The organism is Citrobacter telavivensis, from assembly GCF_041807075.1.
Classification (GTDB): Bacteria; Pseudomonadota; Gammaproteobacteria; order Enterobacterales; family Enterobacteriaceae; genus Citrobacter_A; species Citrobacter_A telavivensis.
Window position 1 is genome coordinate 1,756,659 of record NZ_JBGUBF010000001.1, and the last position, 19,207, is coordinate 1,775,865.

A 19,207-nucleotide genomic window follows, 5' to 3' on the forward strand; every position below is an offset into this window, starting at 1 on the left:
AAAAAGGCCCAGACAAACGTCTGGGCCTTTAAATTTGGGCCGCCATCGAGGCCTCGAACCCCGTTCCCTACAACAAAAGTCGTTCGCTCTTCCAGATGAGCTAATGGCGGTCTGCCGGTCATTATTTCTGATTGAGAATCTACCCATCATCAGGACCGGGCGAGATAATACATAACTCAAATTATCCCTGCAATAGCTGTGGACAACTTTCTTTTATTATTCCCGCGCATTTGCTCATTCTTCAGACAAAGCAATGTCTCAAAGATGATATATTGCACAATAAAGTGATTTCCTTTTCCAGCATACTGAGACACTCCAATGAAACATTGTTTTATCGCACTCTGTTTATTACTGATGGGATTTTTAAACATCCGTTATGCCATTGCAGATACGTTAAACACACCAGAGGAAATTGTTGTCAGTTTTCAACGGGACTACAAAGCGTGGAACGATCGCTCATTTGCACTGCATCAAACGCAGGATGACCACAACGTGATGAAATATGCTCAACAACGCTGGGATGCGTTGTTGAAAAAATATACGCTTCCCAACTATAAAGGTGAGCCTGTCGCTTTTGGTTCAGACTCGTCGCATGACCCAAATCAGGAAAAAATTCTGTCGGTAGTCGTCAAGAATAATTCAGCTATTGTAAAAACCCGGTTTCCGCAGCCCTATTACTCCCCCGAGTACGAGTATCACTTAATAAAGCAAAATCAGCGCTGGTATCTGACGCAGCTTTATCTGGTCGATGATGACGGGAAATACCCTGGTCTGTAGAGGGTTCAGCTATTCAGGGACATGGGTTTATCGCCCCCCGGCGGTAAACCGAACAGCTTACGTACCCCATTAAGAAACGCACCATAAGGGCGCCCCAGCAAGAGCATCATTAAGGCTGCGCCCAGCGTCCCCTGGACCAACCCACTCCCCGACGCCCCGCTAAACGCAATGATCGCCGCATAAACCGGCACCTGGAAACTGACGAGCGCCATACTGTCCCACAGCAGTTGAGAAATCCGACTCTCTCCGGCTCGCTTCATCAACCAGTCCCGCCATATGCCGTAAGGTCTGGCAACCGGAACCATCAGAATCGCGCCCAGAAGACGAGCATGCAGCACCTGTTCCCACGTCATGCCCGCTATCACGCGTTCATTAATAATGCCTGTTGTCGTGAAGAACAGGAGCAGCGCAGTGGTATCGGCAAAAAATGCTGTCCGACCTGTTGTCTGTGGTGGGCGTTGAGACATTATACGGTTCCTGTCGTGGCGTAGTGACAAAACGTCTGTTCACCCAAAGAGAAACCAGAAACTATAGCACACCGGCCCGGACTTACCCGGACTGGCGCGCATAGAGGTAGGCTGTCGCCCTTGATACCCCTAAATGCTGCGCCACCGTATCCATGGATTTACGTACATTCAACAATCCCTCTTTTCGTAACTGTTGGATCACAACCTTTCTGTCTTCCGTTTTAAGCGCGCGAGCCGTAGTGGCGCGTTTCGCGGCAAAATCATCGATTCGCTGGCGAATAACTTCAGTACTCCCGGGGTCAAGATGTTCACGTATCGGTGAACTCTCTGTTTCGGTAAAACGCGCCAGCGCGCTCTGCATCCCCCGGAAAAGCGTCATATCGACATTAAGGCATAATGCCGCGACGTATTTGCCCTCTTCATCCTTAATGCCAATAGACGTACTTTTTACCGGACGGCCATCGGCAAACTGATTGCCGTAATTCGCAATAATTTCAGGGAAATCTGGAGACGCAATCCTTGCCAGACCGAGTTCCGTAGCCGGTTGTCCAGCCTCACGCCCGGATAAATTATTATGTATCGACATAATCGCATGCTCAGGATCCTTCAGGTCATGAACAACCACTTCGCAAAAGGGAGAAAACGTTTCGCTTAATCCCTTCGCGATAGTGTCAAGTTGGCTGAGAAGCGAATTCTCGTCGTTTTTTGGCATGCCGGTCTCCCACAGTGATGCCCGTTGTCATTATTGCTATCCGTTTACCGCTTTACGAGACGGATTTCCCGGCCAGAAACTCACCGTAGCGCGCGATATCCACATTGCCGCCGCTGATGATGATGCCGACTTTTTTCCCGCTGAGTTCTGCTTTTCTCGCCCTTGCTGCCGCAAAGCCAAGACAGCCGGTGGGTTCGGCGACAATTTTCATGCGCTCCGCCATGAACTTCATCGAGGCAACGAGTTCATTGTCTGAAACGGTCAAAATATCATTAACGTATTTTTGAATCAGAGGGAACGTATAGTGCCCCAGATGTTGTGTCTGTGCACCATCAGCAATCGTTTTTGGCGTATCGATGTGCACGATTTTCCCGCTGCGAAAAGACTGCTGTCCGTCGTTACCGGCTTCAGGCTCCACGCCATAAATAATGCAATCTGGAGAGAGTTGCCGGGCTGCCAGTGCTGAACCGGAAAGTAACCCGCCGCCCCCCAGACAGACAAAAAGAACATCCAGTGGGCCGACCTCCTCAATCAACTCTTTGGTCGCCGTGCCCTGGCCGGCGATCACATGGGGATGATCGTAGGGAGGGATGAGCGTCAATCCTTGTTTTTCAGCCAGTTCACGACCAATCTGTTCACGGTCTTGCGTATAGCGATCGTACATGACGACATTGCCGCCATACCCCTTGGTCGCCGCCACTTTCGCGGCCGGTGCATCATGAGGCATGATGATTGTCGCCGGAATACCCAGCAATTTGGCTGACAACGCTATCGCCTGGGCATGATTTCCGGAAGAAAATGTCACCACGCCGGCTGCACGCTGTTGTGGCGTAAACTGGCGTAATGCATTCATCGCCCCACGAAACTTAAAGGCCCCCATTCGCTGGAGGTTTTCACATTTAAAGAAAACATCGGCGCCAAATTCCTCATTGACGGTCCGGGAGGTCATTACGGGCGTCTTGTTTGCATATCCTTCAATGCGCTCAGCGGCGGCTGCAACATCAGCATATTCCGGGCGTGTAATCTCAGTCATTTTTTCACCTTTATACCGTTAAGCGTCAGGCTTATTGCGCCAGCGCGATCGCTTCCACTTCTAAGGCAGAACCATAATGCAGCTCTGCAACCCCTGCAACGACACGAGATGGGCGGAAATCACCAATCCATTCGGCGTAGATTTCATTAAACGTCGGCCAGAGATTGATATCTGTCACATAGACACGGACAGAAACCAGATGCTGACGGGATACACCGGCCCCCGTCAGGCAGGCATCGACATTTTCCAGAACTTGTCTGGTCTGTTCCGCAAAAGACGCCCCCGCCTTTTTCTCACCTTGTCGGGTGACTGGCAGTTGTCCTGAGATAAAAACAAATCCCCCCGCTGTCACGCTCGCCGAGTAGTGGCCAGCGGGCGGAAGCCCATGAGACGCTGAGTTCAATGTGATGTCCGGGTGCATGTGCGACTCTCCTGTGTTTCATATTTAATACAATATGTATTAATTTATACTTTTTGTATAGTGCATTTTTACCACACATTGCACTACGCAACTCCCCTTGTACTGAACGTCCACTGTGTCTATCCCTGGCTTATGTGACAGAGATCCCGGTTCTGATTTGCTTCAGGAAATTAAAAAGTTCGATAATGGAGCCAATCAACATATTGAATCCAAACGAGATGCGGGACGATGAAATTAACCATACTGGTAGATAACAATACTTACATTGACAGGTATTTAACGGGAGAACCTGGCGTTTCCTATTTCATTGAATGCTCAGGGTTAAAACTTCTTTTTGATGTTGGCTACTCTGATGTTTTTTTAAAAAATGCACAGATCCTGGGTATCGACCTTACGCGCATTGATAAAATTGTATTATCACATGGGCATAACGATCACACCTGGGGGTTAAACCATTTGTTCCAGTATTACGACCGAATTCCATCGCCACCAGAAAAGAAAGTCGATATCATCGCCCACCCTGCCGCATTTGTGCCTAAATTTTATGAGTCAAAACCCATTGGGATGAACCACAATGCATTTTGCTTTGATTACTTCTTCAATGTCGTCAGTTCCACACGTCCCCTGGCGTTATCAGAAAACATCACTTTTTTAGGGCAAATTCCCCGTCTGAATCATTATGAAGCGCAGCATCCGGTAGGCCACACGCATAATAATGAGGGGGCGTTAACGACTGATTACGTGATTGACGATAGCGCAATGGCAATTAAAACAAAGGATGGGTTGGTGATTGTCACCGGATGCTCACATGCCGGGATTTGTAATATTATCGAGTACGCAAAATCCGTCACTGGAGAATCAAGAATCGCCTGCGTTATAGGCGGTTTTCATCTACTTAATGCCGATGAATCGCTACTCTCTGAAACGGGGAAATATCTCAGCGCATTATCTGCTGATACGCTTTATCCCAGCCATTGCACCGATCTTGCCGCAAAAATTCATCTGTCCCGTTATGTTGATCTCAAAGAAGCGGGTGTGGGACTCACGCTGAACTTCCCCCTGTAGCATCGGGCTGCGCGAATGGAGACAGTATTTTCTGTCTCCCGATTATTCATGCATGATGCCTTTTATTTCGCCTGTTCCAGGGAAAAGACTAGACGCTGAATGTAACGATCACCTGACGACCAGCAGATCGGAAAAACGCGTAGTGTAACGCGGAGAAAGCATCTGTCGTTTCAGTTGCCACGGTTGCTGAATACCCTGCCCGACAAAGTACAGCGTTCCTCTCCCCTCTTTGGCGTTGAGCGTATCAAGGACTTCCATCAACTTCTCGCTGCCGGGACGCGGTGCGTTATCATCGAACAGATTGAGTTGTGCCACGCCCTGACTGAAAAAATCGCCGAGCATGACCCCGGCCTTCTGATAACGAAGCCCCTCTTTCCAGATAGCGTCCAGGCATCGCGTGGCCGCGCTGATGATGTCCCGACTGTCCTGCGTCGGTGTCAGTAGTTTCACGGACGCGCTATTGCTGTAACAGGGCTCATTCGGCACAAACGGCGACGTCTTCACGAATGTCGAGACAAACCGGCAATACTGATGCTCACCCCGGAGTCTCTCTGCCGCCTGGGCCGCGTAAGCGCAAATCGCCTGGCGCATCGGTTCGTATTCCGTAACGCGCTCGCCGAATGACCGACTGAAGACGATCTCCTGCTTCACGGGCGCAAACTCCTCAAGCGCCAGACAGGGTTCACCGCGTAACTCCCGCACGGTCCTTTCCAGTACCACATTGAAGTGCTTGCGTATCACCGCGATGTGCGTATCTGCCAGATCGAGTACCGTGTTTATGCCCATCGCAGTCAGCTTTTTGCTGATACGACGGCCAACCCCCCACACCTCATCAACCGGCAGGGCCGCCATCAATTTTCGCTGTCGTTCGAGATTCGACAGATCCACAACCCCGCCCGTCTGCTGCGGCCACTTTTTCGCCGCGTGGTTAGCCAGTTTGGCCAGGGTTTTTGTCTGCGCAATTCCCACGCCGAGCGTCAGATGTGTCTGTTGTAAGACCGTGTTGCGGATCTCTTTGCCGAAATCCGTGAGATCACGACAGTTTCGAACCCCTGTCAGATCGCAAAAAGCCTCGTCGATACTGTAAATTTCAACGCGAGGTGCCAACTCATCAAGCGTCGTCATGACCCGATTGCTCATGTCGCCGTAGAGTTCATAATTCGAACTGAAACATACCACCCCATGACGCCTGAACGTCTCTTTCTGCCTGAAGTAGGGTGCTCCCATGATCGCCCACGGTTTCGCTTCGGGGCTACGAGAAATCACACAGCCATCGTTATTCGACAACACAACAACGGGTCGCCCGCGCAGATCGGGCCTGAACACCGTCTCACAGGACGCATAAAACGAATTCACATCGCATAGTGCAAACATAGTATGCCTTCACAAATACTGTATTTATAACCAGTATTATTTAAGATATTTTTTAACTTGCAAGCGAAATCCTGGCCATTTTTCTTAGTCGACTGTTCTGCCTGAAAAACGTCATCGGTTATCCACAGAAACGGTGCATAACCCTGTGGGTGAGTGATATGGCTTTGTTAATCCGGTTTGTCCCTATGCCGTGCCCGCACGTTAGCCGGACCTTTCCACTCCCCTCCTCAATGGTTCAAATCAAGATTTGCATGTCTGCTCACAAAACAGACAGGTCAATTATCGATCAACATCACATTAATGTTTCATTAACATATCTACCATTGGTATTACCACTCAAGACCACTGGTGAATCGCATGGAAATCAAGCGTGAAGTAACGGAAAACTGCAGCGGGCATGACCGCGTTGTTAAATTTTTACGCGAACAGCTGTTAAGCGGGGCATTAAAAGCAGGCGACAGCCTGTTACCCGAGCGCGAGCTGTCTGCAAAGTTAGGTGTAAGCCGTCCGGTATTGCGGGAAGCGCTGAGAGCGCTTGCCATGATAGGCGCGGTAGAGATTCGTCACGGGATCGGCACCGTTGTCACAAAACCTGATGTTTCGCTTTTCGGTGAATTTTTCACCTTCGTACTGGCTCATCAGCCGAACGTGGTTGATGACGTTATGCAAGCCCGAATCGCCATTGAACGTCAGGCGATCCGCCTGGCCTGCCGCCGGGGAACACAGAGTGACTACGACAGGTTAGCCGACTGCCTGCGTGAGATAAGCGAAACGATCCATGTCCCTGAATCAGGTGGACGAGCTGATTTTCGCTTCCATGAAACCATTGTTAGCGCGTCAGGCTCGCCAACGCTTATCAGCATTTATCAGTCCATTAGCGTGCTGATGCAGCGTTCTCACCTCGACAGACGTGAACAAATTATTCAGGTGGAAGGTATTGAAGCGTTTCTCATTGACCATCACCGCGCCATTTTTGCCGCCATCGTCGAACGTGACGAAGACAAAGCCGATGAATTATTAAGTCGCCATTTTGAAATTGGTGCGGATTTTCGTCGTCGCGCCACCATTCGCATGGTCGGTTCCCAGTCCATTACTCCTACACCGTAAAAAGGATAAACAGATGCAGATCGTCATTGGCAGTGACCACGCCGGATTCCAGCTCAAACAAGAACTCATTCAGTGGCTGCAGCAGGCAGGCCATCAGATTAACGATATCGGGAGTTACAACCCCGATCCGGTGGATTTTCCTGACATTGCTTATGCCGTATGCAGCAAGGTGCGCGAGGAGAGCGGCCTGCGCGGGATCCTGGTTTGTGGTACTGGCGTGGGCGCGGTGATTGCCGCGAATAAAGTAAAAGGCATCCGCGCCGCCGTTTGTCATGACGTGCATTCAGCGCACCAGGCTGTTGAGCACGATGATGTGAATGTGATGTGCATCGGCGCACAGATCGTTGGCCCCTGGCTGGCGCGCGATCTCATAGACGCATTTTTGCAGGCGACATTTGTTCAGGATGCTGACTTCGTTCGCCGCGTCGAGAAACTGGCATTACTCGAGCAACATAACTGATAAATCTGAAGGAAATCATCATGAAAACGATTCATTCCGGCGTTGTTGGCTTTCTTGGTTTAGGCGTGATGGGGCGCGAGATGGCACGCAATCTTGCGCAAGCAGGATATACCGTACGCGCGTTCGATATCGTCAGTAGCGCAGGCGATGCGTTACGTCCGTTCGGTATTGAAATTGTTAGCGACATCCCCTCCGCCGTCCGCGATGCCGATATCGTTATTTCAATGCTGCCGGACACGCCCCAGGTAGAAGAGATCGTGCGTGGCCCACAGGGACTGCTGTCTGTACCGCCACGCGGAAAACTGTATGTGGACATGAGCACCATTGCCCCTGATGCCACCCGCAAGCTGAGCCAGGCGCTCCTGGCCGTCGGCGTAACCATGCTTGATGCACCCGTTTCCGGCGGACCGATTGGTGCTAAAAATGGCACGCTGACCATCATGGTGGGCGGTGATGCGAAGGGTTTTGAGCGGGCCACGCCCTATCTGCGCGCCATGGGGACGACGTTAAATCATGTTGGCGCATCCGGTGCCGGGCAGACCGTGAAGCTGTGTAACCAGCTGATTTGCGGGATCAATATTCAGGCGATTTGCGAAGCACTGGCACTGGCGCGCGCCTGGGATATCAATTTGCCACAAATGCGGGAAGTGCTGCTGGGCGGTTCCGCAGCCTCATGGATGCTCGACAAACTGGGTCCGGCCATGATTGAAGGTGATACCTCTGCCGGTTTCCGCATCGATCTGATGATGAAAGATCTCCGTCTGGTTTTAGAAGCCGCGCAAAAACATCCCGTTCCCCTTCCGGCGACCGCCCTTGTGGCGAGCCAGTACCAGAATGCGCAGGCCTATGGTGAAGGCGCGAATGGCAACCAGGCCCTGTTCAAAGTCTATGACCGGTTAACCGGCCAACAGACCGCAAACACAAATTAACCGGGGCGAAAGTCATGATGCTCGATTTCACAGCAATACTTTCACAATGGCAGCTCTTGCTGGACGGTGCGGAATTGACCGCCAAACTGGCCTTAGTGACGACAGTGACGGGTTTTCTGATAGGCACGCTCTGTGCCATTGCCCGACGCTCTCAATCCAGAGTGTTTGCGAGAGTCGCGGCTATCTATGTTGAATCCATTCGCAATACGCCATTTTTGGTACAGATATTTCTTGTTTATTTTGGCCTGTCGAGCATGGGGTTTTCGTTTAGCGCCTTCACCGTCTCTGTGATTGCACTGACGATTAATGTGGGCGCCTATACCGCAGAAATTATGCGTGCCGGGTTTGAATCCGTGCATAAAGGGCAATGGGAGGCCGCTGAAACCTTGGGATTAACCAAATGGCAGCAATACTGGCATGTCGCATTACGACCCGCGATCGAGCGCGTTTATCCTTCGCTGACCAGCCAGTTTATTTTATTAATGCTGGCCTCATCGGTGACCTCGCAAATATCCACTGAAGAACTCACCGCGACCGCTAACTTTATTCAATCAGAAACCTACCGCCCCTTTGAAACTTTCGTGATTGTGGCGGGGATTTATATCGCGCTCTCGTTGTTAATGCGGCTGATATTCTGGTTGTTTGGGCAGGCCATTTTCCCTCGCCGTCGCCGGCTTGGCACCATGATTTAGGGAGTCATGACGATGAATATTCCCCTCAATTTCGCCCATATTCAATTTCTGCTGGAAGGCACGCTGTGGACAATAGTCCTGTCACTCATGGCGTTCGGCGGCGGTGGAATAATGGGGTTTCTGATAGCACTGGGCCGCATCGCACCGGTTCGTGTCATACGGCTGGTCGTTTCAGCATGGGTGCAGTTAATTCAGGGAACGCCTCTGCTGATTATCATGTTTATGGTCTATTTCGGATTGCCGCAACTGGGCATGACGATTTCGCCTTTATTGGCCGCCGGCCTGTCTCTCACCATTTATGCGAGCGCCTATCTGGGCGAAATCTGGCGAGGCTGCATTCAGGCCGTTCCCCGCGCGCAATGGGAGGCGGCTGAATGTCTGGCACTTTCCAGTACGCAGCGCATGTTTAAAGTCGTACTGCCGCAGGCCATCAAGCTTGCCACACCGCCAACCGTGGGATTTTCGGTTCAAATCATCAAAAACACGTCACTGGCTTCTGTCGTGGGGTTTGTCGAACTGGCGCGAGCCGGACAACTGATCAATAACTCGATTTTTGAGCCATTTATTATCTATCTCATTGTTGCTGCATTGTATTTTTGTCTGTGCTTTCCCGTATCGGTATTAAGCCGCCGGCTTGAGCAGGGCGCGCCAGAGAAAAACGTTAAGCCTGTACAAACGGTGAGTCCACGAATCAATTAAGTGCTGAAGGTTAATACTATGCCCATTATTACTCTCAGAAACGTACACAAAAGCTTTGGCAACAATCCTGTGCTGAAAAACGTCTCTTTTTCCGTGAATCAGGGGCAGGTTGTGGCACTGATTGGTGCCAGCGGTTCAGGCAAAAGTACTGCGCTGCGCTGTATTGATCGACTGGAAACCATCAATGGCGGCAGCATTGAAGTCTGTGGGCACAAGGTTGAAGATCCACATCTCAACCTGCGCAAGTTGCGCCAGGACGTTGGGATTGTGTTCCAGAGTTACAACCTGTTTCCCCATTTGACGATAGAGCAAAATATTACGTTAGGCCCTGTCTCCGTCCAAAAGATGGCTAAAGCTGAAGCCAAAAGGCTGGCGCTGTCCGTACTCAACCAAGTGGGCCTGGCCGACAAGGCAGACAGCTATCCAGAGCAACTCTCGGGCGGGCAGCAGCAGCGCGCAGCCATCGCGCGCTCCCTGGCAATGAAACCAAAAGTGATGTTGTTTGATGAAGTGACATCGGCATTAGACCCAAAACTCACCGGAGAAGTCCTGCGCGTTATTGAGCGCCTGGCGGGAAGTGGCATGACCATGATTATGGTCACCCACGAAATGAATTTCGCCCGTCGGGTCGCCGATAAAATCATCTTTATGCATCAGGGTACCGTCCATGAAAGCGGCACGGTAGACATCCTGAAAACGCCGGGCACGGCGGCATTACAGGAATTTATTTCTAACGATTTGTGAACCACTCACCCAGCGAAATATCCCTACGAAGGAAAATAATATGAGCCCTGCAAAAAAAATCTTACTGCTCGTGTCGTTACTGTCCACCGTTATCACCCTTCCTGCCTCGGCAAATGTCCTGGAAGAAATTCAAAAACGAGGTGAAATACGCGTTGCCACCGATTTATCCATTCCACCTTCAGGAATGTTGGATGCCTCAATGAAGCCGGTTGGATCCGATGTTGAAACCGCGGAGCTGTTGGCTAAGGACTGGGGCGTGAAACTGAAATTCATTGAAACAACAGGTCCGACGCGGATACCTAATTTACAGACCGGGAAGGCCGATATCATCATATCCACCCTTTCCGTTACGCCACAGCGTGCGCAGGTTATTGACTTTAGCCGAGCCTATGCGGGGTTACGATCGGTTATTGGTGCGCCGGCAGCCACGAAAATAAGCGACTGGGGCGATTTAAAAGGGCATGCAATTACCGTCACCCGGGGCACCACTCAGGATTCAATGCTGACCAAAGAGGCGATGAAAAATGGTGTGACCATTCAACGCTACGATGACGATGCCACGCTGGTTACGGCGGCGGTGAGTGGTCAGGCTTACGCTGTCGCTACCTCTGCCACACTGGTTAATCAGATTAAGAAGCAAAACCCTAAGTTGGCATTTGAACCTAAAATGACCCTTACCGTATTTGATTTAGCCATTGGCCTGAAAAAGAATGAACCAGAGCTAAAAGAAAAACTCGATCAGTGGATTGTCACTAATCTCAAAAACGGGAAGCTGAATGCCATTTACGAAAAGTATCATGGCGAACCTATTCCGGCAGAGATCATTAGCAGACCATAATTTATTTGACGCGACCGTGCTTAAATAAAATCGTACCGTGCATCCAGATATTATACCCGGACATCAGGGAGCTATCTGGATGCACGTATTATCCGTTAATGAATAATGTAACGACGTCCGCTGTTTTGCTTTGGCGTTACAGGCAATGACGCAACCCAGGTCAACCCACCGCTTTCACAATAAATGTCACAACGCCAAAGATATCCAGGGCATCCTCACTGCCGATGATGATGGGTGAATAAGCGCAATTCATAGGATTAAGCTGAACAGTGGGCCGCAACTGCAACCGCTTAACCGTAAACTCCCTCTCCACCGCCGCAATCACGATATCCCCGTGGCGGGCAGTGCGTGAACTGTCCACCACCAGCAGATCGCCATCGCCGATCCCTGCGTCGATCATTGAGTCGCCAGCCGCTTTCACAAAATAGGTCGAACTGGGATGCGGAATAAGTAACTTGTTGAGATCGATACGTTGCTCAACATAATCGGTCGCCGGGCTGGGAAATCCGCACGGAACCCGCTCGCTGAAAAGGGGGGCGGCGATGGCTTCACGCCATTGCGCAGGTCTGTACAACGTCATAATGCACACCTTGAATACTGTTTTTATATACAGTAATTTCAACTAAGGCTGGGATCAAGCCATTGGCAAAACGCCGTGGCGCAAAGTTTCGCCGTATTGCGCGTAAGCATTTATTGATCCTGCAAATATACTGTTTGTAAATTTTTGCGCAGGATGACGACGTCCGTCCATTTTAGAGCGGGCATTGTGCGGAGCGCGTTTTCGGGACACATAAAAAAACCGGCTAATGGCAGCCGGTTTCCTCTTTGTTTGCGTGGCGTCACTTACCAACCACAGACGTCGTGTTCATTTTCCGTATCGTAAGAGCGCACGGTATTGACGAGATCTTTCACCACCTCGGCGGCGACGTCAGGCACCAGTAAGGTCATTGGCGCTTCGGTTTCGTAATCGACAGAAACGCCGTTGCTGTTATTCGTCACGGTGACGGTATAAGTTGCTTTGCCCATGATTATTTCTTCCCGGTATGAATGACTTTTCGTTGATCCGCGCTTTCCATCAGGATCTCTGGCGCGACAAAAAAGTCGATATTGAAATAAGTGTCATCGGTCATCACTTCGATGTTGTGCCACTTTTCCGGTGGAAACACACCAAACTGACCCGCTTCGATGATCATCACCGTTTCCGCTTCTGGACTGTGTTCATCCGCATACCCGAGATATTTGACCGCCCCCTGCATCACCGACAGACGGGGATACACTCCCGGTCGGGTTCCTTTATCAAGATGGCGTTCGAAAATTCCGGCAGGTGCCGTTTCTTTGTTCCAGAACGGCGTGGCACGTGTGTGGATATGATTTTGTGGAATCTGAAGCATGTCCTTCCCTCTTCCAGTCGGTAGGATGCGATTGTGAGTAAACCGCTGTTCCAGAAAGGTTACGCTTCATAACTGGCATTTTAAATACACCAAAAGTGGCACGTGACATTTACCACAGGTTTTATCTGGCAGAGGAGAGCCTGTCTCCAGGCTCTCCTCCGGCTATTTTATTGACCAGGCGTTTTGAGCGGATTACCAAATTGCTGCAGATACGCCTCTCCCAACGTTTTCGTGGCGTAGTCATTTAAATGGCCGACGTCGCGATACAGCGGAATGCCCTCAATTTCCGTCCGGCACAGCCCGCCAGGGCATTGCACGCTTTTGGGATCGACAATGATGAGCGAGGGGAATCGGGCCTGTAATGTGGCAAAAAACGCCTCCGTCCAGACATTTTTATTAATCTGCGGATTCGGGTTACAGGCCTGATGCTCATACTCTCCCCGCGTTTTAAAATGTTCATAGAAACAGGTCAGGAAATTCTTTGGCATCGGGAACATCGTTTTCACCAGTACCGGCTGCGCCCCGGCATCAAGAATATCCTGTATGGCCTGTTCAGTGGCTCGGGTGAGGATATTGATAGATTCTGCAGGCGATGGGGAATCTCCAATCTGCTGTCTGACTTTGAATGCCGCATAGTTTTCCCAGACCTGGGAAATGATCACATATTTATACTTATGGCTTCGGATCGCCTCATAGTATTTTTTGACGTTCTCGTGGCAGACCTTGTAGTAATCCCCTTTATAGGTATAGAGATCGTCGTGATACACGCGGGGAATCGCCAGACACAGTGACGTCGCTTTCATATCAACGGCAACATGCGCATTTTTTCCCATCACGTCGAAGAAATTCCAGTACTGGTTAGAATGCGAATCCCCCATCAGAAGCGCTTTTTCTGAAGCGGTTTTATCGCCCACCACACAGGCCATATCGGTTCCCGTGACGTTTTCGTTCATACAGTCTTGACGCTGTTTTATCTTCGTCTTTTCGAGCACACTATTAATATGATTTAACGACTCGCCGAACCGCAGATAGCTAAATCCGTCAAAACGCTTGCTGACCGACATCAGGGTAATAATAACGACCAGCGGTATGACCACCAGCAAAGCCAACGTTTTTTTCAACGACAGGCGGGGTTTTCGGTAAGGTTTCTCGATGAAATAATATGACCCCATCGCCAGCAGCACGGCCAAACCCAGACCGGCAACTCTGGCATAGATACTGGTAATACCGATGTAGTGCAGTGTCGCAAAAATCGGCCAATGGAAAAGATAAAGCGAATACGAGATCGTGCCGAGCCAGACCAACGGCGGGAATGACAGCAGCTTATTGGTCAGAATATTTTGTTGGCTACCGGTGAAAATCAACACCGCGGTACTGACGCAAACGGCCAGGGTGTAGGCATTGGGATAACCCAGAATGACATCACTTCTGACGCTAACAAAAAAGAGTGCCGCCACCGCCACGAGCGAAAGGCTATTAAGCACGGCCCTGTTTATTTTCTGCGCCATCGGGAGATAAACACATGCGCAGACACCGAGCATAAATTCAAAGAGTCGGGAGGCAAAGAAATAGTACGTTTTCGTCGGATGCGCGCCTGAATAGTGCCAGGCGATATAAATGCCTGCAACCGTCAGCAGCGGTGCCAGATAATTATGCACCCGCTCGTGCGTTTTTTTACGGATGACGTAATAGATGACCGGGAAAAAGACATACCACTGCCACTCGATGGATAAAGACCAGGTGTGAAGCAACAGCATGGCATTTGAATCAGGCGCGGCATAGGCGGTTGTTTCATCGCCAAAATAGCGGTTTGAGACGACAAGCAGCGTCTGCTTTATGCTTTTGAGAAAAGGGGCGTAATCTTCCGGCAGCCAGAATACCGACGCAATGACAATGCACAGCAACATCATTGTCAGCATTGCGGGCTGTAATCGCCATATTCTGCGCAAATAAAAATCGCTAAAACTGAAATTACCCGCATCCATTCGATCTTTTATTATCGATGCGATGAGAAAGCCTGAAATGACGAAGAAAATATCGACCCCGATGAAACCGGATGCAAATAGCGAAAACCCGGCGTGAAAGAGTACCACCAGCAATACGGCAATCGCCCTTATGCCGTCAATATCAGAACGATACTTCATCGATTATCCTGCTAATAAAATATAAAGTGCGGATTTTACACGAGATTATTCAAAAGTGAACCGCCAGTGACACTCTGTTTTATGGTGGTTTTCCCCAACAAAAAGCCCGCTTGTGCGGCGGGCCTCCTGGCTTACGACTGCAATGTCGCCAGCCGCGCGGCGAAACCGACAAAAATCAGGCCGATCAGCGAGTTTCCGACCTTCGCCAGTTTCTTTTTGGTACGAATGTACTGCGTAACAAAGGCCCCCGAAACGATCAGGAAGCTCAGGTAGCAGAAGCTCACCACTTCAAGCGTGGTCGCTAAGATGAAGAATGACAGTCCCGCATGTGGGGCATTCACATCAATGAACTGCACAAAGAAGGAGACATAGAACAGAATTGCTTTCGGGTTCGTCAGGCTCAGCACCAACGCACGTTTAAAAATGGCGCCAAAGGGAACCGCCTCTTCAGCAGCGTCGCCGCCTTTTGCTTTAAGCGTGGCATAGAGGATTTTTGCGCCCAGATAAAGCAGGTAAAAGGCACCGAGATAGCGGACGATATTAAACAATACTGGCGTTGTTTTAATCAGCGTTGCCACCCCGGCATACGCCAGAAACATGAGCACCGCATCGCCAATAAATACGCCGCTTGCCGCAAGGTACCCGCCCTTCATTCCACGTCCGACGCTGTTTTTCAGCACAAATATCGTGTTCGGTCCAGGGACGAGGACAATAAAAATAGCCCCGACCAGATAAGTCCAATAATTCAGTACACCATACTCTGCAAACACGTTAACCTCTTCTTCCTGAAACCACTTTTTCGCTTAACCGCGAAACAATATGCTAACGGATGCCCCTGCTCAAGGGAAGCGCTTTACCGACGCCTTTATTTCAGTGAAAAGGTTGGATAGCGCTCGGCAAAATAGTGGCGTAAGAATTCCACCGTAATACGCACTTTGGCCGACGTGGCCAGTCGTGATACATACACTGCCCAGATATTGGCCGGCTGGTAATATTCCGGCAGAACATGCACCAGATGACCGCTGGCAATGTTATCACAGACATCCCACCAGGAGCGCAGCGCAATCCCCTGCCCGTCGAGGCACCATTGGTGCACAATTTCGCCATGATTTGATGACAGCGGCCCGGTCACCTTAATGACGTGCTCCCCCTCTTTATTTTGCAATTGCCAGATCCCAAAGGGATGGTCGCGCTCTTTGATCACTAAGCAGGAACAGGTGGCAAGATCGGCAAGCTGTTTTGGCGTACCGTGCTGCGCCAGGAACGCGGGAGAAGCGCAGAGGATTCGATAGTTCGTCCCCAGCCGGCGAGCGATCAGGTTCGGCGCAATGTCATCGCCAATGCGGATGTCGAGATCGACGCCTTCATTGGCCAAATCCACCAACCGGTCTTCCACATCAAAACGCAGCTCCAGTTGCGGATACTGCCTTGCCAGTGCGGACAGCGCAGGCGCCACAACCTGTCGGCCAAACCCAAAGCTACTGATGATTCGCAACATTCCTTGCGGAACCTGACGGACATCAGAGAGTTCATCCATCATCTGATCGACATCGTGCAGAATGCGCTGCGCCCATTCATAGATGCGCTCGCCCTCTTCCGTAATGGTGACGCGACGCGTAGTGCGGTGCAGCAAAATCACATTCAGGTTCTGTTCAAGCAGCGCAATACGTTTACTGACATAGGCCGGTGAAACACCCAGTTCCTGGGCAACGGCGGCAAATCCCGCCCGTCGGGCGACCAGAATAAAGACGCGTAAATCAGTCAGCAAAGGAGGATTATTCATGATCTGTGTTTTATGTTTCACCAGTTGAAGAGATTAACTGTCGATCAGTCAATTATAGGATAAGGAGGAAGTCAATTTCGCTACCCTACAAGTGAGAACTGGTATGAAGAAAACCTGTCGTATTGCCGCGATTCCCGGTGATGGTATCGGTAAGGAAGTGCTGCCAGAAGGCATTCGCGTGTTGCAGGCTGCCGCCAGACGTTGGGACCTGTCCCTCAGCATTGAGACGTTCGAATGGGCCAGCTGTGATTATTACCTTGAGCACGGGAAAATGATGCCGGATGACTGGCGCGAACAGCTATCCTCTTTTGATGCCATTTACTTTGGCGCCGTCGGCTGGCCGGACACGGTTCCGGACCACATTTCCCTGTGGGGTTCGCTACTGAAATTCCGTCGGGAATTTGATCAGTATGTAAATCTGCGCCCGGTTCGCCTCTTCCCCGGCGTGCCCTGCCCGCTGGCCGGCAAGAAGCCGGGCGACATTGATTTCTATGTTGTGCGTGAAAACACCGAAGGGGAATACTCATCGCTGGGCGGACATATTAATCCGGGCACCGAGCATGAGGTGGTCATCCAGGAGTCCGTTTTCACCCGCCGGGGCGTGGATCGTATTCTGCGTTATGCGTTTGAATTAGCCCAAAGCCGTCCGCGCAAAACGTTGACGTCGGCGACCAAATCCAACGGTCTGGCGATCAGTATGCCGTTCTGGGATGAACGCGTGGAGCTTATGGCGCAGCACTATCCCGATATCCACTGGGACAAGCAGCACATTGATATTCTTTGCGCCCGCTTTGTGATGCAACCGGAGCGCTTCGATGTGGTGGTTGCCTCGAACCTGTTTGGCGACATTCTTTCCGATCTCGGCCCGGCGTGTACCGGCACCATCGGCATTGCCCCCTCGGCTAACCTGAACCCTGAGCGCACTTTCCCGTCGTTATTCGAACCGGTACATGGTTCCGCCCCGGATATTTATGGCAAAAACCTCGCCAATCCGATTGCGACTATCTGGGCTGGGGCGATGATGCTCGATTTCCTCGGCGCAGGAGATGCGAAGTACACCGCCGCACACGACGGGATTCTGGCGGCGATTGAGCAGGTGATAGCCAACGGACCTAAAACACCGGATTTGCAGGGGAGTGCCTCAACACAACAGGTCGGTGAAGCGATCTGCGCGAGGATATAAGGGTTCAATGCCTGATGGCGCTGCGCTTATCAGGCCTACGGTTGAGAGTCTGTAGGCCGGATCAGGCGTAGCCGCCATCCGGCAAAAACATTAAAGCGGATACTCTGCCAGCAACGCGTTGAGCGTTGTCGCCATCAACGCCGCCCGCCAGCCAGAAATCAATTCGGGCTCTGTATTCTGCGGTTTTAACTTCCAGTGCCAGTTGAGCAACTGGTTGATCTGACGGCGCGACGCCAGCAGCTCTGCGCTGACGTTATGTTCCGCACTCACTTGCGTGACAAGCGCCTTGATCGCCTTAAACGCTTTGCGATAACCCGGCATGTCCATCAGATTCAGCAGCGGTTCCGGCAGGGCCTCTTCCGGCAGCGCCTGCGCTTGAGCCACCAGTGAAAGCAGCGTCTTACCGTGGAAGCGAATTTCACTGCCGGAAAGCCCCAGGCTATCGAGTTCGCCCATGCTGCCAGGCATATAACGCGCCACGGACCACAGATGCTCTTCGCGAACCACGAAGTTCACGGCCAGATCGCGCTCACGCGCTTTACGCAGACGCCAGTCGGCGAGCAGTTGCAGGCAGGCCAGTTGGCGCGTGCGTAGCTGCCAGGCGTTAGTGATGTCGCGCCAGGCGTCCTCGGGTGCGAGGATTTCCTGACGACGCGTTTGCATCAGGCGGCACTCATCCAGCGCCGCGGACAACCAGCCCGCAGCCTCGGTTTCCGCCATCAGTTTTCCGGCAATCGGCAACAGATACCAGACATCCGCTGCGGCGTATTCACACTGACGCTCAGTCAGCGGCCGCGCCAGCCAGTCGGTACGCGACTCGCTCTTATCCAGCGCCACGCCGGTGTACTCTTCCACCATCGATGCAAAGCCCCACGACAGCGGGCGGCCGCAAAATGCGGCCAGTATTTGCGTGTCAATCAGCGGTTGCGGCAGTTCGCCGAACGCATTCAGAAAGACTTCCAGATCTTCACTACCCGCGTGCAGAAATTTGGTAATGGCGGTGTCGCGCAGAATCGCTTTCAGCGGCGACCAGTCGCTAATGCCGTGCGGGTCGATCAGTGCAACATGTTCGCCGTCAAACAGTTGGATCAGGCCCAACTGCGGATAATAGGTACGGGTACGGACAAACTCAGTATCCAGGGCAATCGCAGGAAACGCACGGACCGCTTCGCACAGGGTTGCCAGCGCGTCGTCAGTGGTGATCATTTGGTAATTCAAATTGCATTCTCTTCGGTTTACGCCAAAAAAAACGCCGGATTCACCCGGCGTCAGATTGCTGACAAAGAAGGGAAAAAACGTGGTTTTTCCTTCTTTGTGGTTATCAGCCGAAAATCAATAAATTGATTTTCCTGGTTTTAATAAGGTGATCTCTGCTTGTCCGGTATCGG

The 19,207-nt window shown here is 51.3% G+C and carries 22 protein-coding genes and 1 tRNA gene; 10 read left to right on the forward strand and 13 right to left on the reverse strand.

The genetic code is table 11. The features are described 5' to 3' along the window. Positions 1 to 35 precede the first annotated feature (35 nt). Positions 36 to 110: transfer RNA gene (locus ACERJC_RS08315), tRNA-OTHER, on the reverse strand. 208 nt (positions 111 to 318) lie between these two features. On the opposite strand from ACERJC_RS08315, the gene ACERJC_RS08320 reads away from it, so the two are divergent. Continuing rightward, complete coding sequence (locus ACERJC_RS08320) at positions 319 to 777, forward strand: hypothetical protein (protein ID WP_373671443.1); 459 nt, start codon at positions 319 to 321, stop codon at positions 775 to 777. Positions 778 to 782: 5 nt separating this feature from the next. Here the strand turns inward: ACERJC_RS08320 and alaE are convergent, their stop codons facing one another. The 4 genes from alaE to ACERJC_RS08340 all read right to left on the reverse strand — a co-directional run bounded on the left by alaE (position 783) and on the right by ACERJC_RS08340 (position 3,410). Next, positions 783 to 1,244 (reverse strand): L-alanine exporter AlaE, encoded by a 462-nt coding sequence (gene alaE / locus ACERJC_RS08325; protein ID WP_373671444.1) that lies wholly within the window; start codon positions 1,242 to 1,244, stop codon positions 783 to 785. 82 nt (positions 1,245 to 1,326) lie between these two features. Beyond that, positions 1,327 to 1,956, reverse strand: coding sequence for a helix-turn-helix transcriptional regulator (locus tag ACERJC_RS08330; protein WP_152404222.1), 630 nt, complete (start codon positions 1,954 to 1,956; stop codon positions 1,327 to 1,329). Positions 1,957 to 2,008: 52 nt separating this feature from the next. Continuing rightward, complete coding sequence (locus ACERJC_RS08335; protein ID WP_373671445.1) at positions 2,009 to 2,989, reverse strand: threo-3-hydroxy-L-aspartate ammonia-lyase; 981 nt, start codon at positions 2,987 to 2,989, stop codon at positions 2,009 to 2,011. A 31-nt stretch (positions 2,990 to 3,020) separates the two neighbouring features. After that, a complete protein-coding gene (locus ACERJC_RS08340) occupies positions 3,021 to 3,410 on the reverse strand; it encodes a RidA family protein (protein WP_152404218.1) in 390 nt (129 codons plus the stop codon). Between the two features lie 228 nt (positions 3,411 to 3,638). On the opposite strand from ACERJC_RS08340, the gene ACERJC_RS08345 reads away from it, so the two are divergent. Beyond that, positions 3,639 to 4,475, forward strand: a complete 837-nt coding sequence (locus ACERJC_RS08345; RefSeq protein ID WP_373671446.1) for an MBL fold metallo-hydrolase — start codon at positions 3,639 to 3,641, stop codon at positions 4,473 to 4,475. A 108-nt stretch (positions 4,476 to 4,583) separates the two neighbouring features. Here the strand turns inward: ACERJC_RS08345 and ACERJC_RS08350 are convergent, their stop codons facing one another. Then, complete coding sequence (locus tag ACERJC_RS08350; RefSeq protein WP_373671447.1) at positions 4,584 to 5,849, reverse strand: Y-family DNA polymerase; 1,266 nt, start codon at positions 5,847 to 5,849, stop codon at positions 4,584 to 4,586. Between the two features lie 357 nt (positions 5,850 to 6,206). Between ACERJC_RS08350 and ACERJC_RS08355 the strand changes: the two genes are divergently transcribed. From ACERJC_RS08355 to ACERJC_RS08385, 7 genes are read left to right on the forward strand one after another with little or no spacing between them, the layout of a single operon-like run. Further along, positions 6,207 to 6,956 (forward strand): FadR/GntR family transcriptional regulator, encoded by a 750-nt coding sequence (locus ACERJC_RS08355; protein ID WP_178823044.1) that lies wholly within the window; start codon positions 6,207 to 6,209, stop codon positions 6,954 to 6,956. A 13-nt stretch (positions 6,957 to 6,969) separates the two neighbouring features. Beyond that, positions 6,970 to 7,416, forward strand: a complete 447-nt coding sequence (rpiB, locus tag ACERJC_RS08360) for a ribose 5-phosphate isomerase B (RefSeq protein ID WP_152404210.1) — start codon at positions 6,970 to 6,972, stop codon at positions 7,414 to 7,416. A 20-nt stretch (positions 7,417 to 7,436) separates the two neighbouring features. Then, complete coding sequence (locus ACERJC_RS08365; protein ID WP_371894972.1) at positions 7,437 to 8,345, forward strand: NAD(P)-dependent oxidoreductase; 909 nt, start codon at positions 7,437 to 7,439, stop codon at positions 8,343 to 8,345. Positions 8,346 to 8,359: 14 nt separating this feature from the next. Then, positions 8,360 to 9,037, forward strand: a complete 678-nt coding sequence (locus ACERJC_RS08370) for an amino acid ABC transporter permease (RefSeq protein WP_152404207.1) — start codon at positions 8,360 to 8,362, stop codon at positions 9,035 to 9,037. 12 nt (positions 9,038 to 9,049) lie between these two features. Continuing rightward, complete coding sequence (locus tag ACERJC_RS08375) at positions 9,050 to 9,736, forward strand: amino acid ABC transporter permease (RefSeq protein WP_373671448.1); 687 nt, start codon at positions 9,050 to 9,052, stop codon at positions 9,734 to 9,736. An 18-nt stretch (positions 9,737 to 9,754) separates the two neighbouring features. After that, positions 9,755 to 10,480 carry an amino acid ABC transporter ATP-binding protein gene (locus tag ACERJC_RS08380; protein WP_152404203.1) on the forward strand — a complete coding sequence of 242 codons (726 nt, stop codon included), beginning with the start codon at positions 9,755 to 9,757 and terminating at the stop codon, positions 10,478 to 10,480. 40 nt (positions 10,481 to 10,520) lie between these two features. Then, positions 10,521 to 11,318: a transporter substrate-binding domain-containing protein gene (locus ACERJC_RS08385; RefSeq protein WP_286633454.1), complete on the forward strand. Its 798-nt coding sequence runs from the start codon at positions 10,521 to 10,523 to the stop codon at positions 11,316 to 11,318. Between the two features lie 160 nt (positions 11,319 to 11,478). Here the strand turns inward: ACERJC_RS08385 and ACERJC_RS08390 are convergent, their stop codons facing one another. The 6 genes from ACERJC_RS08390 to ACERJC_RS08415 all read right to left on the reverse strand — a co-directional run bounded on the left by ACERJC_RS08390 (position 11,479) and on the right by ACERJC_RS08415 (position 16,636). Next, the gene (locus tag ACERJC_RS08390; protein ID WP_373671449.1) at positions 11,479 to 11,898 is read right to left on the reverse strand and encodes a translesion error-prone DNA polymerase V autoproteolytic subunit; all 420 of its coding nucleotides are present in this window, start codon (positions 11,896 to 11,898) and stop codon (positions 11,479 to 11,481) included. 263 nt (positions 11,899 to 12,161) lie between these two features. Continuing rightward, on the reverse strand, positions 12,162 to 12,344 hold the full coding sequence (locus ACERJC_RS08395; protein ID WP_012132688.1) for a DUF1869 domain-containing protein: 183 nt from the start codon (positions 12,342 to 12,344) through the stop codon (positions 12,162 to 12,164). A 2-nt stretch (positions 12,345 to 12,346) separates the two neighbouring features. After that, positions 12,347 to 12,709 carry a DUF1971 domain-containing protein YeaR gene (gene yeaR / locus ACERJC_RS08400; RefSeq protein ID WP_373671450.1) on the reverse strand — a complete coding sequence of 121 codons (363 nt, stop codon included), beginning with the start codon at positions 12,707 to 12,709 and terminating at the stop codon, positions 12,347 to 12,349. A gap of 167 nt (positions 12,710 to 12,876) precedes the next feature. Continuing rightward, positions 12,877 to 14,853, reverse strand: a complete 1,977-nt coding sequence (locus ACERJC_RS08405) for an acyltransferase family protein (RefSeq protein WP_373671451.1) — start codon at positions 14,851 to 14,853, stop codon at positions 12,877 to 12,879. Between the two features lie 131 nt (positions 14,854 to 14,984). Then, positions 14,985 to 15,623 (reverse strand): leucine efflux protein LeuE, encoded by a 639-nt coding sequence (gene leuE / locus ACERJC_RS08410; RefSeq protein WP_152404196.1) that lies wholly within the window; start codon positions 15,621 to 15,623, stop codon positions 14,985 to 14,987. Positions 15,624 to 15,718: 95 nt separating this feature from the next. Then, entirely contained in the window at positions 15,719 to 16,636 is a 918-nt protein-coding gene (locus tag ACERJC_RS08415) for a LysR substrate-binding domain-containing protein (protein ID WP_373671452.1), read from the reverse strand. Positions 16,637 to 16,739: 103 nt separating this feature from the next. Between ACERJC_RS08415 and ACERJC_RS08420 the strand changes: the two genes are divergently transcribed. After that, positions 16,740 to 17,819 carry a tartrate dehydrogenase gene (locus ACERJC_RS08420; protein WP_373671453.1) on the forward strand — a complete coding sequence of 360 codons (1,080 nt, stop codon included), beginning with the start codon at positions 16,740 to 16,742 and terminating at the stop codon, positions 17,817 to 17,819. A 90-nt stretch (positions 17,820 to 17,909) separates the two neighbouring features. On the opposite strand, the gene rnd is transcribed toward ACERJC_RS08420, so the two are convergent. After that, positions 17,910 to 19,037, reverse strand: a complete 1,128-nt coding sequence (rnd, locus tag ACERJC_RS08425) for a ribonuclease D (protein WP_178825117.1) — start codon at positions 19,035 to 19,037, stop codon at positions 17,910 to 17,912. Between the last annotated feature and the right edge of the window lie 170 nt (positions 19,038 to 19,207).

Bases quoted from the DNA above. Each gene is read 5' to 3' on its own strand.
- ACERJC_RS08390 (WP_373671449.1), bottom strand. From the start codon at position 11,898: ATGACGTTGTACAGACCTGCGCAATGGCGTGAAGCCATCGCCGCCCCC.
- ACERJC_RS08370 (WP_152404207.1), top strand. From the start codon at position 8,360: ATGATGCTCGATTTCACAGCAATACTTTCACAATGGCAGCTCTTGCTG.
- ACERJC_RS08380 (WP_152404203.1), top strand. From the start codon at position 9,755: ATGCCCATTATTACTCTCAGAAACGTACACAAAAGCTTTGGCAACAAT.
- ACERJC_RS08365 (WP_371894972.1), top strand. From the start codon at position 7,437: ATGAAAACGATTCATTCCGGCGTTGTTGGCTTTCTTGGTTTAGGCGTG.
- ACERJC_RS08355 (WP_178823044.1), top strand. From the start codon at position 6,207: ATGGAAATCAAGCGTGAAGTAACGGAAAACTGCAGCGGGCATGACCGC.
- ACERJC_RS08415 (WP_373671452.1), bottom strand. From the start codon at position 16,636: ATGAATAATCCTCCTTTGCTGACTGATTTACGCGTCTTTATTCTGGTC.
- alaE (WP_373671444.1), bottom strand. From the start codon at position 1,244: ATGTCTCAACGCCCACCACAGACAACAGGTCGGACAGCATTTTTTGCC.
- ACERJC_RS08320 (WP_373671443.1), top strand. From the start codon at position 319: ATGAAACATTGTTTTATCGCACTCTGTTTATTACTGATGGGATTTTTA.
- ACERJC_RS08350 (WP_373671447.1), bottom strand. From the start codon at position 5,849: ATGTTTGCACTATGCGATGTGAATTCGTTTTATGCGTCCTGTGAGACG.
- ACERJC_RS08345 (WP_373671446.1), top strand. From the start codon at position 3,639: ATGAAATTAACCATACTGGTAGATAACAATACTTACATTGACAGGTAT.
- ACERJC_RS08340 (WP_152404218.1), bottom strand. From the start codon at position 3,410: ATGCACCCGGACATCACATTGAACTCAGCGTCTCATGGGCTTCCGCCC.
- ACERJC_RS08420 (WP_373671453.1), top strand. From the start codon at position 16,740: ATGAAGAAAACCTGTCGTATTGCCGCGATTCCCGGTGATGGTATCGGT.
- ACERJC_RS08395 (WP_012132688.1), bottom strand. From the start codon at position 12,344: ATGGGCAAAGCAACTTATACCGTCACCGTGACGAATAACAGCAACGGC.
- ACERJC_RS08330 (WP_152404222.1), bottom strand. From the start codon at position 1,956: ATGCCAAAAAACGACGAGAATTCGCTTCTCAGCCAACTTGACACTATC.
- ACERJC_RS08405 (WP_373671451.1), bottom strand. From the start codon at position 14,853: ATGAAGTATCGTTCTGATATTGACGGCATAAGGGCGATTGCCGTATTG.
- ACERJC_RS08335 (WP_373671445.1), bottom strand. From the start codon at position 2,989: ATGACTGAGATTACACGCCCGGAATATGCTGATGTTGCAGCCGCCGCT.
- ACERJC_RS08385 (WP_286633454.1), top strand. From the start codon at position 10,521: ATGAGCCCTGCAAAAAAAATCTTACTGCTCGTGTCGTTACTGTCCACC.
- yeaR (WP_373671450.1), bottom strand. From the start codon at position 12,709: ATGCTTCAGATTCCACAAAATCATATCCACACACGTGCCACGCCGTTC.
- rpiB (WP_152404210.1), top strand. From the start codon at position 6,970: ATGCAGATCGTCATTGGCAGTGACCACGCCGGATTCCAGCTCAAACAA.
- ACERJC_RS08375 (WP_373671448.1), top strand. From the start codon at position 9,050: ATGAATATTCCCCTCAATTTCGCCCATATTCAATTTCTGCTGGAAGGC.